This window comes from Gemmatimonadaceae bacterium, from assembly GCA_020846935.1.
GTDB lineage: Bacteria > Gemmatimonadota > Gemmatimonadetes > Gemmatimonadales > Gemmatimonadaceae > RBC101.
On the sequence record JADLCY010000011.1, the window covers coordinates 277,152 to 290,561 of the forward strand.

Here is a 13,410-nt window from a genome sequence, read left to right on the forward strand (position 1 = left end):
GGAGGCTCGGCGCTCCAAACCAGGAGGCATCATGCGCCGCTTCTCACTCCTCGCGCTCACTATCGGTGCGGCGACCCTCGTGGCTGCCGAGCCGGCGCACGCCGCGCGCGACACCACCAGTGTTCTGCTGCAGAACGATCGCACGGTCCCCGTCACCGTCTACCTGGAAACGGGCGGTCGGGAGATTCAACTGGGCAAGGTGGGCCCGATGGCCACGTCGACGCTCGTGATTCCGCGGTGGCTCGTGAGTTACGAGACCCCGCTGCACATCTTTGTGCACCCCGCCAATGGCGACGACCAGGACAGTGGACTGCTCGAGGTGAACACCGGCGACCGCATCGGCGTCATCGTGCCGGCCCGGGATGTATTCGAGCCCTTCCCGCTCGATCGGTGACTCGGGGTCGTGGTCGGGTCGGCGCGACCCGGCCACACTCCCGTGCCTGCCTAACGAAGCACGAGCCCGGCGATCCCTCCCGAGATCAGCGAGGCGACGTTGGCCAGGACGCGCGGCAGCGCGAGGCCCGCCGGCGATGCGAGATAGCGGGGCTCCCACTCCGGATCGAACTTCTCCTTCCACGCACGGAGCCCGCGAAAGTTGTAGAAGTGCTCCGCATGGCTGTACAGGAGCCGTGCCACGCGGTGCCACCGCGGCGCCAGGGCGTGCGCCTCCATCCCCGAGAGTGGCGCCATGCCAAGATTCATCCAGCGAAACCCGCGCGCGCGGCCCAGCAACATGAGCTGGATGAACAGGTACTCCATGGCACCGGGCGGCGCGTCCGGCAGGTGACGCATCAGGTCCACCGATAGCTCGCTGCCGTTCCCGGTCCATACGTTCGCGAACGCCACGATGCGCCGGTCGATGCGAATCACCGCGCAGGGAAAGCGCTCGATGTACGTGGGGTCCCACCGCCCCAGCGAGAACCCCTTCTCCCGCGTGGCCTTCGCACCCAGCCACGCGTTCGACACGCGCTCGAGTTCCGGCAGACCCGTGGGTACCTGGGTGCTCTCGATCAGCTCGAAGGCGCCCCCCGCACGCTCAACGTCGCGAATGGTGCGACGCAAGCCGCGACGTCCTCCACCATCCACCGCAAACGACTCCAGGGGTACCCTGCCCTCTTCACCAAGCTTGAAGAGCGTGAGCCCGAGGTCGATGTAGAGCGGCAGGTGGCGATTGCTGACTTCATAGAACACCGGCGCGGCCCCGTGCTGGTCCGCCGCCTCGCGAAAGCGCCAGGCCAATTCGCGACGGCTGTGATCGCTCCCCATCGGGTCGCCGAGCGCCACCCAGCTGCCTCCGCTCACGCCGTACATCAGGAACCCGTCGCGCTGCTCAGCAAACATCAGGTGCTTGTCGCCAAGGAGCGCCAGCGCAGCCGCGGTCTCCGGGAGCCTGGGAACGAGCGCGGCGACTTCCTCGAGTTCGCTCGTCGTCGGCAGGGCGAGTACCGGGGCGGCGTGGCGCAACAGGCGCACCGCACCCACCACACCCAGCGCGATGGCGGCGCCCGCGGACGCCCGAAGGAACCGCGGCGCGTCAGCACGTTCCGCAAAGTGCCACCAGAGATCCGTGGAGTACTCGACGTGACGGAACGCAAAGAGTCCGGTCCACACGCTGACCCCGACCACGGCGAGCACCGCGGCGACCCAACCCGGGCTGAGCGGCTCGGCGAGAAGCGAGGCGCGTCGGTAGAACGCGCGACGGCTCGCCGTCAGCACGACGAACACGACCGACAGCGCTGTCGCTTCTTCGTAGTCCAGTCCCTTGAGCAGCGACGCAGCGATCCCGACGCCGAGCAGCACGCGCGTCAGCTGGGCCGCGGCGTCGAGCCGCCGCGTCAGCGCCCAGCCCAGCACGACGAGCCCGGTGCCCGCGACGCTCGCGGCGAAATGTGACAGCTCCACCACACCCAGCGGCATGACATCCACGAGCATGCGCATGCGCCCGTGGAGACTCGGCGTCGCGCCGGACAAGAGCAGCATGGCGCCGCCGATCATCGTCATCGCGCCGATCGCGGTCGGCAGCAGCGGCTCGGCCCAGCGCTCGAAGCCCGCTGACACCATGCTCGCCGCACGCGCGAGACGCGCCCGTTGCCATCGCGCTTCGTGCGTCACCAGCAGGGCGATGGCCCCCGTGAAGGGCAGCAGGTAGTAGACAGCCCGCCAGGCCAGGATCGCACCCAGCAACCGATCGGCGCGCACCGTGTCGCCGAACTGCAGCACCATGAGCGTCTCGAAGACGCCGATGCCGCCAGGCACGTGGCTGAGCAGCCCGATGCCCTGCGAGAGGAGGAAGGCGCCAAAGAAGGCGAGGGCGCCGACGCCGTGGCCTGCCGGGAGCAGCACCCAGAGCGACAGGGCGGCGAGGCACCAGTCGGCAGCCGCGACCGCATACTGCCGCGCGACCAGCGACGGGGCCGGGACGCGCAGCTCATGACCACCCAGTCGCAGGGAGCGGACACGAGCCACGCTGATCGCCACCCACGCACTGCTCCCGCAGAGACAAAGCGCCGACAGCAAGCGCACAGCCATGACCGGCAGGTGCAGTCGTTGCAGCGCGACCAGCGGTTCGACGACGCCCACGAGGCCGGTGAGCGTGAGGATCCCGAGCGTGAACGTGGCACCGGAAAATGCCGCGGCGCGCGCGATCTCCCATGTATCCAGCCCCCACGCGCTCCAGAGCCGCAGCCGCAGGGAGCTTCCGGTGAACGCCGCAAAGCCGAGCGTCTGGCTCACGCCGTACGTGATGATCGATGCGAAGGCGATCTGGCGATAGCGGAGCCGGCGCCCGACCCAGCGCAGCGCGATCGCATCGTAGCCCGGGAGCACGGCGTACGAGGCAATGGTCGCCGCGACGGACAGCAGGAGCGCCTGCCAGGGCACGGCGCGGGCCGCGGCGACGATCTCGTGGTAGCGAACATGCGACAGCTCCCGGGCGAGGAGTAAGAGCATCACCGCCAGCGCCGCGAGGCCGAACACAGGCGTGAGCCAGGGGCGCGCCCCACGCCACCAGCGTGGAACACCGGCCGGCCCTGCAGGCGGCTCGGCGTTCGGGAGGGTCACGGCGGACATGGCGCTCAAACTCACCTCCCTCAGCTTGCCGCAGGATGAACGCGCGTCGTTGCCGTTGATCCTCCTGCAAGGTAGGCAGGCGTAGCGTGCGTCCATGTTGCTCATCTCATCGGTACTCCTTCTCGCGGCGGTGAGCGCCTGCGACAGCAGCGCGACCGTGCGCCTGCCACTCATCGAGCGGCCCGCCATGGCCGATACCAATGCCACGCTCGTCGTCCTGCTCACGGGCGACGGCGGCTGGGCGCACGCCGACGAAGAAGTGGCCAAGGGGCTGCGTGCGCGGGGCGCGGCGGTCGTCGGGCTCGACATGCGTGCCTACCTTCGCACGCGCCGTTCGCCTGACGAAGCGGCGCACGATGTGGGATGCCTCGCCGACGCCTACGCCGCGCGATGGCAGCGCGACCGCCTGATGGTGCTTGGCTACTCCCGCGGCGCCGACATTGCGCCGTTTGTCGTGGCCCGGTGGGACGATGCCCGGCGAAGCCGCATCAACCTCGTGGCACTCGTGTCGCTGTCAACGCACGCCAACTTCCAGTTCCACCTCATCGACCTGATCCGCGACGTGTCACGCGACACCGATGTTCCCGTGGCGCCCGAGCTGGGCCGGCTGCGGGGCCTGCGGGCCATCTGCATCTATGGAACGGAGGAAGACCACTCGGGGTGTCGAGGTGCCGACACAACCGTGATCACGCCGTACGCGCGCGACGGTGGTCATCGGCTGACGGGCGGCTTTGACGCCATTGCCGCGTTGCTCGAGCGAGGCCTGCATCCCGGGTAGGTTCGATCAGTCGTCGGTGGTGCGCGGGTGGGCCTTGAAGAACGCCCACATCACGTCCGTCGCGTCGAGCGTGCTGCCCGGGTCGTCACCACGGCGCCTCCCGGCACGGCCGCCCGGCCACGCGTGACCGCCTTCCTTCACCTGGTAGAGTTCCACGGCAACGCCGTTTCCGCACGGCCACGTCCAATGGATGACACCGTTCGCATCGCGTGTCGCCGGCGTCGCGCCGCACGCGGCGGCGCGGGCCCAGTACGCGCCCTGCTCGGCGTTTGGCCTGGGCGGCACGCCGTCCCACGCGCGCCGGCCGATCCCGTCTCCCAAACCACCGGCTGCTGGCACCGACGTGTCTTTCAGTCCATTGAATATCACGGCGGAGACGGGGCTCGACGGCATCGCCTCGTCGCCAAACACCGCTCCGACGACCGGCGCGATCGCGGCCGGTCGATGGCGGAGTTCCCGGCCCAGTCGATGCGCCATCATGCCCCCGTTCGACATCCCGGTGACGTATATGCGCCGCGGATCGACGTTGAACTCGCGACCGATCGCGTCGATCATGGTGTCGATGAAGCCGACGTCATCGACTCGGTTCTCCATCGCAAAGCCGCAGCAGTGCGCGGCATTCCACGTCAGCAGGCGCCCACCGGGCCGGCCGCTGCCGTTGGGATACACGACGATGATCCCCTCGCGATCGACCAGCCTCGTGAACCCGCTCATCGCCTCGGCATTTGCGGCGTTGCCCCCGCCACCATGCAGCACGATGACCATCGCACGCGGCGTCGCGTCGCTCGTCGCGCTCCGGGGCGCCCGCACCACGTAACTGCGTTCCGTCCCGCGAACCTGCAGGGTGCGCAGGCCTTCGTCGCCTGCGGCTCCCCGCGGACGCCGTAGCCGACCCTGTGACTCCGCCTGCTCCGGCGCGGCCAGGGTGGAGGCCAGGACGGCCAGGACAAGAAGGGTCGTGGGTCTCATGCAGCCGTAGACGCGACCACGACCCGGCGCGTTAACGTGACAGACGGATTCAGGAACTGCGGAACGCCTTGGGCAGTGCGTGCGTGGGGCCTCGAACGTACCGGCGGCCCGCTATCCAGGGCCAGCGGTGACGGCTCCACTCCCGCTCTCACTCGCGAGCAAGGCACCTGGCCGCCGTATGGCGCGTTCCCCTCACCATCCGAGCACCAGCGCAAAGACCAGCGGCGCCACGATCGACGCATCGCTTTCGATGATGTACTTCGGCGTGTCCACGCCAAGCTTTCCCCACGTGATCTTCTCGTTGGGCACAGCGCCCGAATACGAACCGTAGCTCGTCGTCGAGTCGGAGATCTGAGCGAAGTACCCCCAGAGCGGCACCTCGGGACGCTGCAGGTCCTGGTGGAGCATCGGGACGACGCAGATCGGGAAGTCACCGGCGATGCCGCCCCCGATCTGGAAGAACCCGATCGACGACGCCTCGGCGGTGCGCGTGTACCAATCGGCGAGCGCGATCATGTATTCGATGCCCGTGCGCACCGTGTGTACGTGCGCCACGTCGCCGCTGATGCAGTGCCCGGTGTACATGTTGCCAAGCGTCGAGTCCTCCCAGCCCGGCACGAACATCGGAAGGTTACGCTCCGCGGCGGCGAGCAGCCACGAGTCCTTTGGGTCGATCTGGTACGCGTTGCGGAGGGCGTCGCTCAGCAATACACGATAGAGGAACTCGTGCGGAAAGCGGCGCTCGCCGCGCGCGTCGGCGGCCTGCCACTCGGCGAGCACCGCCGATTCGATGCGCCGCATGGCTTCCATCTCGGGGATGCACGTGTCGGTAACGCGATTCATGTGGCGCTCGAGGAGCGCCTGTTCGTCGGCCGGCGTCAGGTCGCGGTAGTTGGGCACGCGCTCGTAGTGCTCGTGCGCCACCAGGTTGAAGACGTCTTCCTCGAGGTTGGCCCCGGTACACGAGATCGCGTGCACCTTGCCCTGGCGGATCATCTCGGCGAGCGAGCGGCCCAGCTCTGCGGTGCTCATGGCACCCGCGAGCGTGACCAGCATGGAGCCGCCGTTGGCCAGGTGAGCGCGGTACCCGTCGGCGGCGTCGACGAGGGCGGCGGCGTTGAAGTGGCGGAAGTGGTCGCGGGCGAAACGCGAGACCGGTCCAGCGACGGATGTCGTCACCGAGGTGTGCGGGGCGGGCATTCGACTGCACCTCGCGCGCGGGGCGTCGCATCGGGATCGACGCGCGCGCGAGACCCCGAGGGACGTCCTACGGTCGCGCGGGATGCGCGCCCGCCATCGGAACGTCTGGTGGCTCGCAGGGAACCGTAGGGAGTTCGCGGCAGAGACGCAACCATCGGGGCATCCCCTGATCAAACCCGATCGGCCCTGGCGCTGTCAAAGGACCGTTGCGCCGTTCGTGCGCTGGCCCTCCACCGCGTCCGACTGGCACAAGCGCACGTCGCCACCTCCACCGCCGAATCCGATGCGCGATCTCCGGTTCGCCGTTCGCACGCTGCTCAGGACGCCGTTCGTCACCGCTGTGGCGCTGCTGTCGATCGCGCTGGGGATCGGCGCCAACGCGGCGATCTTTTCGCTGTTCGATCAGATGCTGCTGCGCCCGCTCCCCGTACACGCTCCGGACGAGCTGGTGAACCTCTCGCTGCCCGGGCCGATCCAGGGCAGCGACTCGTGCAACCAGTCGGGCGGCTGCGACATCATCTTCAGCTATCCGATGTTCCGCGACATCGAAGCGCGCCAGGAGGTTCTTTCCGGCGTCGCCGGGCATCGGTTCTTTGGCGTGAGTCTGGTCGTGGGCAACGCGCCGATGACCGGCGAAGGGAGTTGGGTGACGGGGAGCTACTTCTCGACGCTGGGCCTGCAGCCCGCGCTTGGTCGCTTGCTCACCCCGGCCGACAATGAGCCCGGCGCCGACAACATGGTCGCGGTGCTCAGTCACGGGTTCTGGATCGACAAACTGGGCGGGCGCCCCAATGTGCTGGGCGAGGCGCTGCGCGTGAATGGCCGGACGTACACCGTCGTCGGCGTTGGTCCTGCCGGGTTCGACGGCACCACGCTGGGTTCCAGGGCCCTGCTGTTCATCCCGATGCAGTCGCGCGTGTGGGTCGGCGACCACAACGGCCTCACCGACCGCAGGGACTACTGGGTGTACATGTTCGGTCGGCTCAAGCCCGGCGTGAGCATCGCAGCCGCCAGGGCCGGGCTCGATCGCGTGATCACGCCGATCCTCACGGATGTCGAAGCGCCGCTGCAGGAAGACTGGAGTGCGGCGACGATGGCCCGGTTCAAGGGCAAGCGCATGGTGGTGGAACCCGGCGCGCGAGGGCAGAGCGACATCCACGGCGAGGCGCGCACGCCGCTCACGCTGCTGCTCGGCATTACCGGCGTTGTCCTCCTCATCGCCTGCGCGAACATTGCCAACCTGTTGCTGGCACGCGGCGCGAATCGAGCCACCGAAATGGGCGTTCGGCTCGCCCTTGGTGCGGGCCGCCGCCAGCTCGTGCGGCAGCTGCTCATCGAGTCGCTTCTGCTGTCAACAGTTGGCGCCGTCCTGAGCCTCCTGGTCGCGTTCTGGACGCTGCGCGGCATCGGGGCGCTCCTGCCCGCAGACTCCACGGGGGCGCTGCGCCTCGATCTGCAGTGGCCGATGGTAGCCTTTACCGGCGTCCTGGCCGTGGTGACCGGACTGCTCTTCGGCCTGTTCCCCGCGCTCAACTCCACCCGCGCGGACCTGATCTCGTCCATTCGCGCCGGAGCCGGACAGATCGCCGGCGGCCGTGTCGCCGCGCGCTTTCGCACCGGGCTTGTCGTGATGCAGATCGCCCTCTCGATGGCGCTCCTCGCGTCCGCAGGCCTCTTTCTCAAGAGCCTGGCCAACGTGAGCCGCGTGGAACTCGGCATGAACGTGGACGACATCGTGACGTTCGGTGTCTCACCGCTTCGCGTGGGCTACGACACGCTGCGCGCCAAGGCGCTCTATGCGCGCATCGAAGAGGAGCTGGCGGCACAACCCGGCGTCACCGCGGTGACGAGCGGACTCGTCCCGCTCCTCGCCAACTCCAGCTGGGGAAACAACGTGATCGCGCAGGGCTTCGAATGCCTGCCCGACATCGACTGCAACTCCCGCTACAACGCTGTCGGTGCCGGCTACTTCGGCAAGATGGGCGTCACCCTGCGCTCCGGTCGCGACTTCACGCTGGCCGACGGGTACGGCTCCCCGCCGGTCGCCGTCGTGAACCAGGCCTTCATCGAGAAGTTCCGCCTGGGCAAGGACGCCGTGGGCAAGTTCATCGGCCGGGGCTCGCAGGGCGACTCGCTCAACATCCAGATCGTCGGCGTGGTACCGGACGTCAAGTACAACGATGTGAAGCGCGAGGCGCAACCGGTGTTCTACCTGCCGTGGGCACAGCAGGGCATCCTGGGCCAGCTGTACTTCTACCTCCGGACCGACTTCCCGCCGTCGCAGCTCGTGGGCGCGCTGCCAGCCATGATGGCGCGCATCGATCCCACGTTGCCGGTTGAAGATCTGCGCACCATGCGACAGCAGGTGCGCGAGAACGTGTTCCTGGATCGCATGATCTCGATCCTTTCGGCGTCCTTTGCCCTGCTCGCGACGCTCCTCGCGGCCGTCGGTCTCTACGGCGTCCTGGCCTACTCCTTTGCGCAGCGCACGCGCGAGATCGGCGTGCGCATGGCCCTGGGCGCCGATCGCGGGACGGTGCAACGCATGGTGCTGCGGCAGGTGGGCCTGCTCACGGCCTGCGGCGCGGTGCTGGGGATGTTGGGCGCCTTTGGGCTTGGCCGCGCGGCCGGCGCGCTGCTCTTCGGGCTGGAGAGCCACGACCCGGCGGTGTTTGCGCTCTCGCTCGTGGTGTTGACCGCGGTGTCCTTCAGCGCCGGCTGGGCCCCCGCGCTGCGCGCCAGCCGCACGCTGCCAATGCACGCGCTTCGACAGGACTGATCTCCGGGCAGCGCGACCTCCCCGTGCGAGCGGCGAGGTCGCGCACCCGCGGGACGCCCACTTCTTCGAGCGCATCAGTCGGCGGACCCAGCCCTCGGTGGAGGATCCCTGCACATGCAGGTATCCGCCGGCCGCCACCGCACCCCCGCCCCACCCCAGCATACCCACGGAGACATCCGTCTGCATTGCCTGGCCTTCGACGGCCACCACCTGCACCGACGTCCGCGCGTCGGAAATGAGGATCGTAGGGGGCTTCCACCTGAGCCCACGGTGCGGGTGACAGCTCGTCGGGGTTCACGCCAGATCCCTCAGCTCGAGCGCAAGCCAGGCGCGGGCAGACTTCCAGTCACACGCCACGGTCGCCTCGGAGACACCGAGAAGTTGCGCAACCTCGGCGACTTCGCGACCGCCCAAGAACCTGGCCTCGACTACCGCGGCCTGACGCGGATTGCGCAGCGCCATGCGATAGCGCCGCTGGCCTCGCTACCTCGCGGGGCCTCCCAGCCGTACTGCCCACAGCGCAGCCGCAGCAGGCAGCACCAATACGCCGATGGAGGCCGCACCGAGCAGCGCCACGATCGTCACCGCGACCGCGACGACGGTGAGCCAGCTCCGCGGCCACGGAACGACACCCCAAAGGAACGGCAGCAGGCCAAGAACACCGGGGATCATGACCAACAGGACGCCCGTGCCGAAGGTCTCCCAGCCCGTCAGGTGTTCGATCGTCGCGGCGGTGCGCAGGGGCGCACCGGTTGCGGTGATCGAGGCCGACTCCGTAGTGCGCACGCCCATCGGCCCTAACGCGATGGCCAACGTCGAGATCATGGACGTCAGCATCGGCGCCAGCGCCAGGGCCCAGCGTTGCGCGCCGCTCCATGTCAGGCGCGCCCGGTTCCACCGCAGAACCAGGGCGCAACCCGTCCACAGCATCGTCAGTACGAGCCAGCTCAATTTCACCTCCAGCCATGCGGGACGGAGCTTCAGCAAGTATGCAATCACATCCCGCGATCTGCCTGTTGCGCTGCGGGCCTCTGCCGGCGTGCGTCGTGCCTGCCCGCTCAGAGGTGTAGCAAGGCGAGTCGATCGGCCGGCCGCGGGTCCTCGGCCTTCGTCAGCCTGACGTCGAGTGCACGCACGATCTCGCGGGCCACGCGCTCCTGCACGTCGAACACGTCGTCCACCGTCCCCGCGTACCGTACCGCGCGGCCGCAGAGGCCGTTGGCCGGATCCGCCCCCGGGTTGCGCGAGCCTGAGCAAGCCGTCGCGGCCGCGTCATCACCCCGTGGCGCGGGCCAGCCTGGTGATGCGCAGCTGCAGCGCCTTGACCCTGGGCTGCAACGCAGGATCGGCTCGCTCCCAGAGCCGTGTGATCTCCGTGTACCGCTCGATCGCGCGCTTGGGCTGCCCGCGTGCCTCGTACAGCTCGCCAAGCCATTGCAGCGCTGGTACCCGCCAGCGTGGGGACGCATCCAGGTTGGGGTCCGGCATGTCGAGGTAGCGCTCGAAGGCCGCGATGGCGGAGTCGGCCTGCCCCAACTCCTTGAACGCGACCGCCCGCAGGACGGCGTACATGTTGACCTGCGACATGTGACGCCGATTGGACTCATCCAGCTCCCGAATGGCGTCTGACCAGCGGCCTTCGGTATAGGCGAGCGCTCCCCGCAGCCATGCGCGTGCACCCTCGGGATCGTTGGCACTCGGCACCATGTCGCGTTCGGCGCCCTCGACCACCTCGCGTGTGAGCTTTGGGTCGCGAATCAGCAGCGCCACGCCCAGCAGGTTGTACCACGGGCGCGCGTCGGGCGCCATGGTCGACATGGGCGTGCGCGCGAGCCCGCGCCGAACGGCGGCGAGCGCGGCGCCTTCATTGCCGTCGAAGCCTGACTCGTAATACGCCGTGTCGAGCGACAGCGTGATCTGGTTCTCCGGCTCCGGACGCGCCTTGAACAGAGCGAGCGACGACATGGCCGTCCGCCGCCGCGCCTCCTGCAGCCGGCCGCGCAGCTCCGCGGTGCCTGCGAGACCGCCGTTCGCTCGTATCTCCTGCCGCAGCGTTTTCGGCGCCGCCGCGACCGCCCTGGCCACACTGTCGGCACGATCGAGCTGCCCCTGTCCATACGCCGCATACCACTCGGCTTCCCAAAGATCATTGCTTGCTGGCAGGGCCTCTCGATAGCGCCGCACCGTGGAGTCCAGGCCAGTGAGGTGGCCGTTGCGGATCTGCATCTGCGCCAGGTTCGTGAAGGCGCCACCAAACGTTCGCGGTAGCAGGGTCACACGTCGGTAGAGCGACTCGGCGGCCGCGTAGTCCCGCTTTCCGTCGCTGAGAATGACGGCCGCGTTGTTGAGCGCGGCGGTGCTCGTAGAGTCGAGCACGAGCACCGACTTGTAGGCAGCGCCGGCGCGATCGAGATCCCGCACCGGCCCCTGCATGTAATAGTAGGCCTCGGTGAGCAGACGCTCCATCTCGGTCAGGCGATCGCGATGCCGAAAGGCCACCGTGATCGCGGCAATGCGCTCCTGCCGACGCCCTTCGTTCCCGTGGAGGACCGCGATCTTGCGCCACGCCATGGCAAAGGAGCTGTCGAGCTGCACCGCCTCCTGCAACATGGCGATCCCGCGCTCCTGCTCGCCCCGCTCGTCGGCCAGGCGCGACCCTTCCACGTATTTCCGCAGCGCGGGGAGCGATGACGTGGTCACGCGTTCGAGTTCGCTGCTCTCGCGCACGGACTTGAGCGATTCTCCGGCCTTGGCCCGCACTGCTTTGGAGAGTTTGCCGATCGCCGGCAACAGGTCATCCAGCCTCGCCGCTTCTTCGCGGAACAGGGCCAGTTCGCGACCGTCCAAGGTCCCCACCAGACGTGCCGAAACGACGTAGCTCGAACCAAGCCGTTCGATGTCGCCATCGAGCACGGCCTTCGCGCCCTCGCGCGTGGCGATTTCCCGGGCCAGCGGGTAGGCGACCGTGGTATCGAGGGGGCGCTTCATGAGGCCGAGCAGATCGCGCATCGCCGAGCGCGTGAGCACCCGGAGCGAGGTGGACTGCGCCAGGTCGGTGCGCAGCGCTTCGGCCACCGTGCCGCCTAACGTGGAGTCTCCCTCCGGTGACCCGAAGTCGGCCACCATGACCACTTCGCCTTCGCCAAACGCACCACTGCCGCGCAGCGATGCCATGGGCCCGATACCCAGGGCGCGCAGCACCATGTATCCCACCACCAACACGGCAAACGATCCGACCGCGATCCCTCCGCCCAACCAGGTGCGCCGCCACGAGAGGTGCGGGCTGGCCCGGGCAGCGAGGGTCGCCATCGTGCCCCTTGGTGCGGCACTCCCCGGTGTGACGGTGAACATGCGGTGCGTCGTGCGCTGGGCAAAGGCGGTGAGCGCAATCACGGGCAGCCCGGCCAGCATGACGCCCACGGAGCCCGGCAGCACCCAGTCCGGAAGCCCGACCACGCTGGTGGCGGCCCAGGCCGTGATCGCCACGAACGCCGCGGCCGCCGCCCACAGCCCGATCGCCCTGCCTAACGGCATGCGCCCACCGGTGAGGATGGCGGGGGCCGCGGTGCTGCCCCCGCCCGTCGTGATCGCCTCCAGGAGCCGAGCCACGTCCCGTGCTTCCGCCGGCCGACGCTCCGGATCCTTCTCGAGGCACGACATCACCAGCTCCGCGAGCGACGACGGGCAGTCGGGTCGCACGCCCAGCAGACTGTGGGGCGTCTCTCCCAGGTGGGCGGCGAGCAGCTTCGAGGGCGTCGTCGCCTGAAAGGGAGGCCTGCCGGCAATCAGCTCGTAGGCCATCGCGCCGAACGCGTACAGGTCCGCGCGGTGATCGGTATTCGGGTCGCCCACGGCCTGCTCGGGCGCCATGTAGGCCGGCGTGCCTAACGCCATCCCGGCCTGCGTCAGGGCCGTACTCCGCACTTCGGCCGTCGTTCGGCTCGCGGAGATGGCCTTGGCGATCCCGAAGTCGGTGACCGTGGCGCTGCCCGCTGACAGGAGCACGTTGTCGGGTTTGATGTCCCGGTGTACGACGCCGTGCGTGTGCGCGTAGGCGAGCGCGCGGGCCACGTCGCGCAGGATGCTGACGATCTCGGTGATCCCGAGCGGGCCGCGTTCGAGTCGATGTCGGAGCGAGTCGCCATCGACGTAGGGCATGGAGAACCACGGGAGGCCGTCGGCGACTCCGGCCGTGAGCACCGGCACGACGTGCGGATGCTGCAGCTGTGCGGCAAGCAGCACTTCGCGCCGGAACCGCTCGATCGAGAGACCGGCGAGCAATTCGGGCGCGAGGATCTTGACGACGACGCGGCGATTGAGTGCCGTTTCGCGGGCGAGATAGGTGCGGGACATGCCACCGCCTCCGAGTTCGCGCTCGAAGACGTATTGGCCGGCCAGGGTCGACTCCAACGAGGCCCGCAGCGGGTCCATTTCACAGGGGTGGAGGGCGCGCGAACACTGCTGATCGAGCGTCGAAAGGGCAATGCCCGAGTTCGCCGCTGTGGTCCCGATTCGCCCGCGCGGGCGTGAGGCGCTCGTCGCCCGGACGGCCGAGGGGCGGGCGCTTCGGCTCGCCCTTGGCCCGCACGCGCGCACCCACAGGATCCATGCGATG

The 13,410-nt window shown here is 68.9% G+C and carries 9 protein-coding genes; 3 read left to right on the forward strand and 6 right to left on the reverse strand.

Annotated elements, in window-relative coordinates; genetic code table 11:
* Positions 1 to 31 precede the first annotated feature (31 nt).
* Positions 32 to 394 (forward strand): hypothetical protein, encoded by a 363-nt coding sequence (locus IT361_13745; GenBank protein MCC6318739.1) that lies wholly within the window; start codon positions 32 to 34, stop codon positions 392 to 394.
* A 50-nt stretch (positions 395 to 444) separates the two neighbouring features.
* Here the strand turns inward: IT361_13745 and mprF are convergent, their stop codons facing one another.
* A complete protein-coding gene (gene mprF, locus IT361_13750) occupies positions 445 to 3,069 on the reverse strand; it encodes a bifunctional lysylphosphatidylglycerol flippase/synthetase MprF (GenBank protein ID MCC6318740.1) in 2,625 nt (874 codons plus the stop codon).
* A 94-nt stretch (positions 3,070 to 3,163) separates the two neighbouring features.
* On the opposite strand from mprF, the gene IT361_13755 reads away from it, so the two are divergent.
* Positions 3,164 to 3,847, forward strand: a complete 684-nt coding sequence (locus tag IT361_13755) for a hypothetical protein (protein MCC6318741.1) — start codon at positions 3,164 to 3,166, stop codon at positions 3,845 to 3,847.
* A gap of 6 nt (positions 3,848 to 3,853) precedes the next feature.
* On the opposite strand, the gene IT361_13760 is transcribed toward IT361_13755, so the two are convergent.
* Positions 3,854 to 4,816, reverse strand: coding sequence for a polyhydroxybutyrate depolymerase (locus IT361_13760; GenBank protein MCC6318742.1), 963 nt, complete (start codon positions 4,814 to 4,816; stop codon positions 3,854 to 3,856).
* A gap of 192 nt (positions 4,817 to 5,008) precedes the next feature.
* Positions 5,009 to 6,016: a deoxyhypusine synthase family protein gene (locus tag IT361_13765; GenBank protein ID MCC6318743.1), complete on the reverse strand. Its 1,008-nt coding sequence runs from the start codon at positions 6,014 to 6,016 to the stop codon at positions 5,009 to 5,011.
* Between the two features lie 283 nt (positions 6,017 to 6,299).
* Here IT361_13765 and IT361_13770 point away from each other — a divergent pair, with 283 nt between their 5' ends.
* On the forward strand, positions 6,300 to 8,795 hold the full coding sequence (locus tag IT361_13770) for an ABC transporter permease (GenBank protein ID MCC6318744.1): 2,496 nt from the start codon (positions 6,300 to 6,302) through the stop codon (positions 8,793 to 8,795).
* A 294-nt stretch (positions 8,796 to 9,089) separates the two neighbouring features.
* On the opposite strand, the gene IT361_13775 is transcribed toward IT361_13770, so the two are convergent.
* The 3 genes from IT361_13775 to IT361_13785 form a co-directional block, all read right to left on the reverse strand.
* Positions 9,090 to 9,257 (reverse strand): hypothetical protein, encoded by a 168-nt coding sequence (locus IT361_13775; protein MCC6318745.1) that lies wholly within the window; start codon positions 9,255 to 9,257, stop codon positions 9,090 to 9,092.
* A gap of 21 nt (positions 9,258 to 9,278) precedes the next feature.
* Positions 9,279 to 9,746: a hypothetical protein gene (locus IT361_13780; protein ID MCC6318746.1), complete on the reverse strand. Its 468-nt coding sequence runs from the start codon at positions 9,744 to 9,746 to the stop codon at positions 9,279 to 9,281.
* 324 nt (positions 9,747 to 10,070) lie between these two features.
* Positions 10,071 to 13,226: a protein kinase gene (locus IT361_13785; GenBank protein ID MCC6318747.1), complete on the reverse strand. Its 3,156-nt coding sequence runs from the start codon at positions 13,224 to 13,226 to the stop codon at positions 10,071 to 10,073.
* Positions 13,227 to 13,410: the final 184 nt, after the last annotated feature.

Coding starts and splice junctions, on each gene's coding strand:
- IT361_13745 (MCC6318739.1), top strand. CDS start 32: ATGCGCCGCTTCTCACTCCTCGCGCTCACTATCGGTGCGGCGACCCTC.
- mprF (MCC6318740.1), bottom strand. CDS start 3,069: ATGTCCGCCGTGACCCTCCCGAACGCCGAGCCGCCTGCAGGGCCGGCC.
- IT361_13755 (MCC6318741.1), top strand. CDS start 3,164: ATGTTGCTCATCTCATCGGTACTCCTTCTCGCGGCGGTGAGCGCCTGC.
- IT361_13760 (MCC6318742.1), bottom strand. CDS start 4,816: ATGAGACCCACGACCCTTCTTGTCCTGGCCGTCCTGGCCTCCACCCTG.
- IT361_13765 (MCC6318743.1), bottom strand. CDS start 6,016: ATGCCCGCCCCGCACACCTCGGTGACGACATCCGTCGCTGGACCGGTC.
- IT361_13770 (MCC6318744.1), top strand. CDS start 6,300: ATGCGCGATCTCCGGTTCGCCGTTCGCACGCTGCTCAGGACGCCGTTC.
- IT361_13775 (MCC6318745.1), bottom strand. CDS start 9,257: ATGGCGCTGCGCAATCCGCGTCAGGCCGCGGTAGTCGAGGCCAGGTTC.
- IT361_13785 (MCC6318747.1), bottom strand. CDS start 13,226: ATGGACCCGCTGCGGGCCTCGTTGGAGTCGACCCTGGCCGGCCAATAC.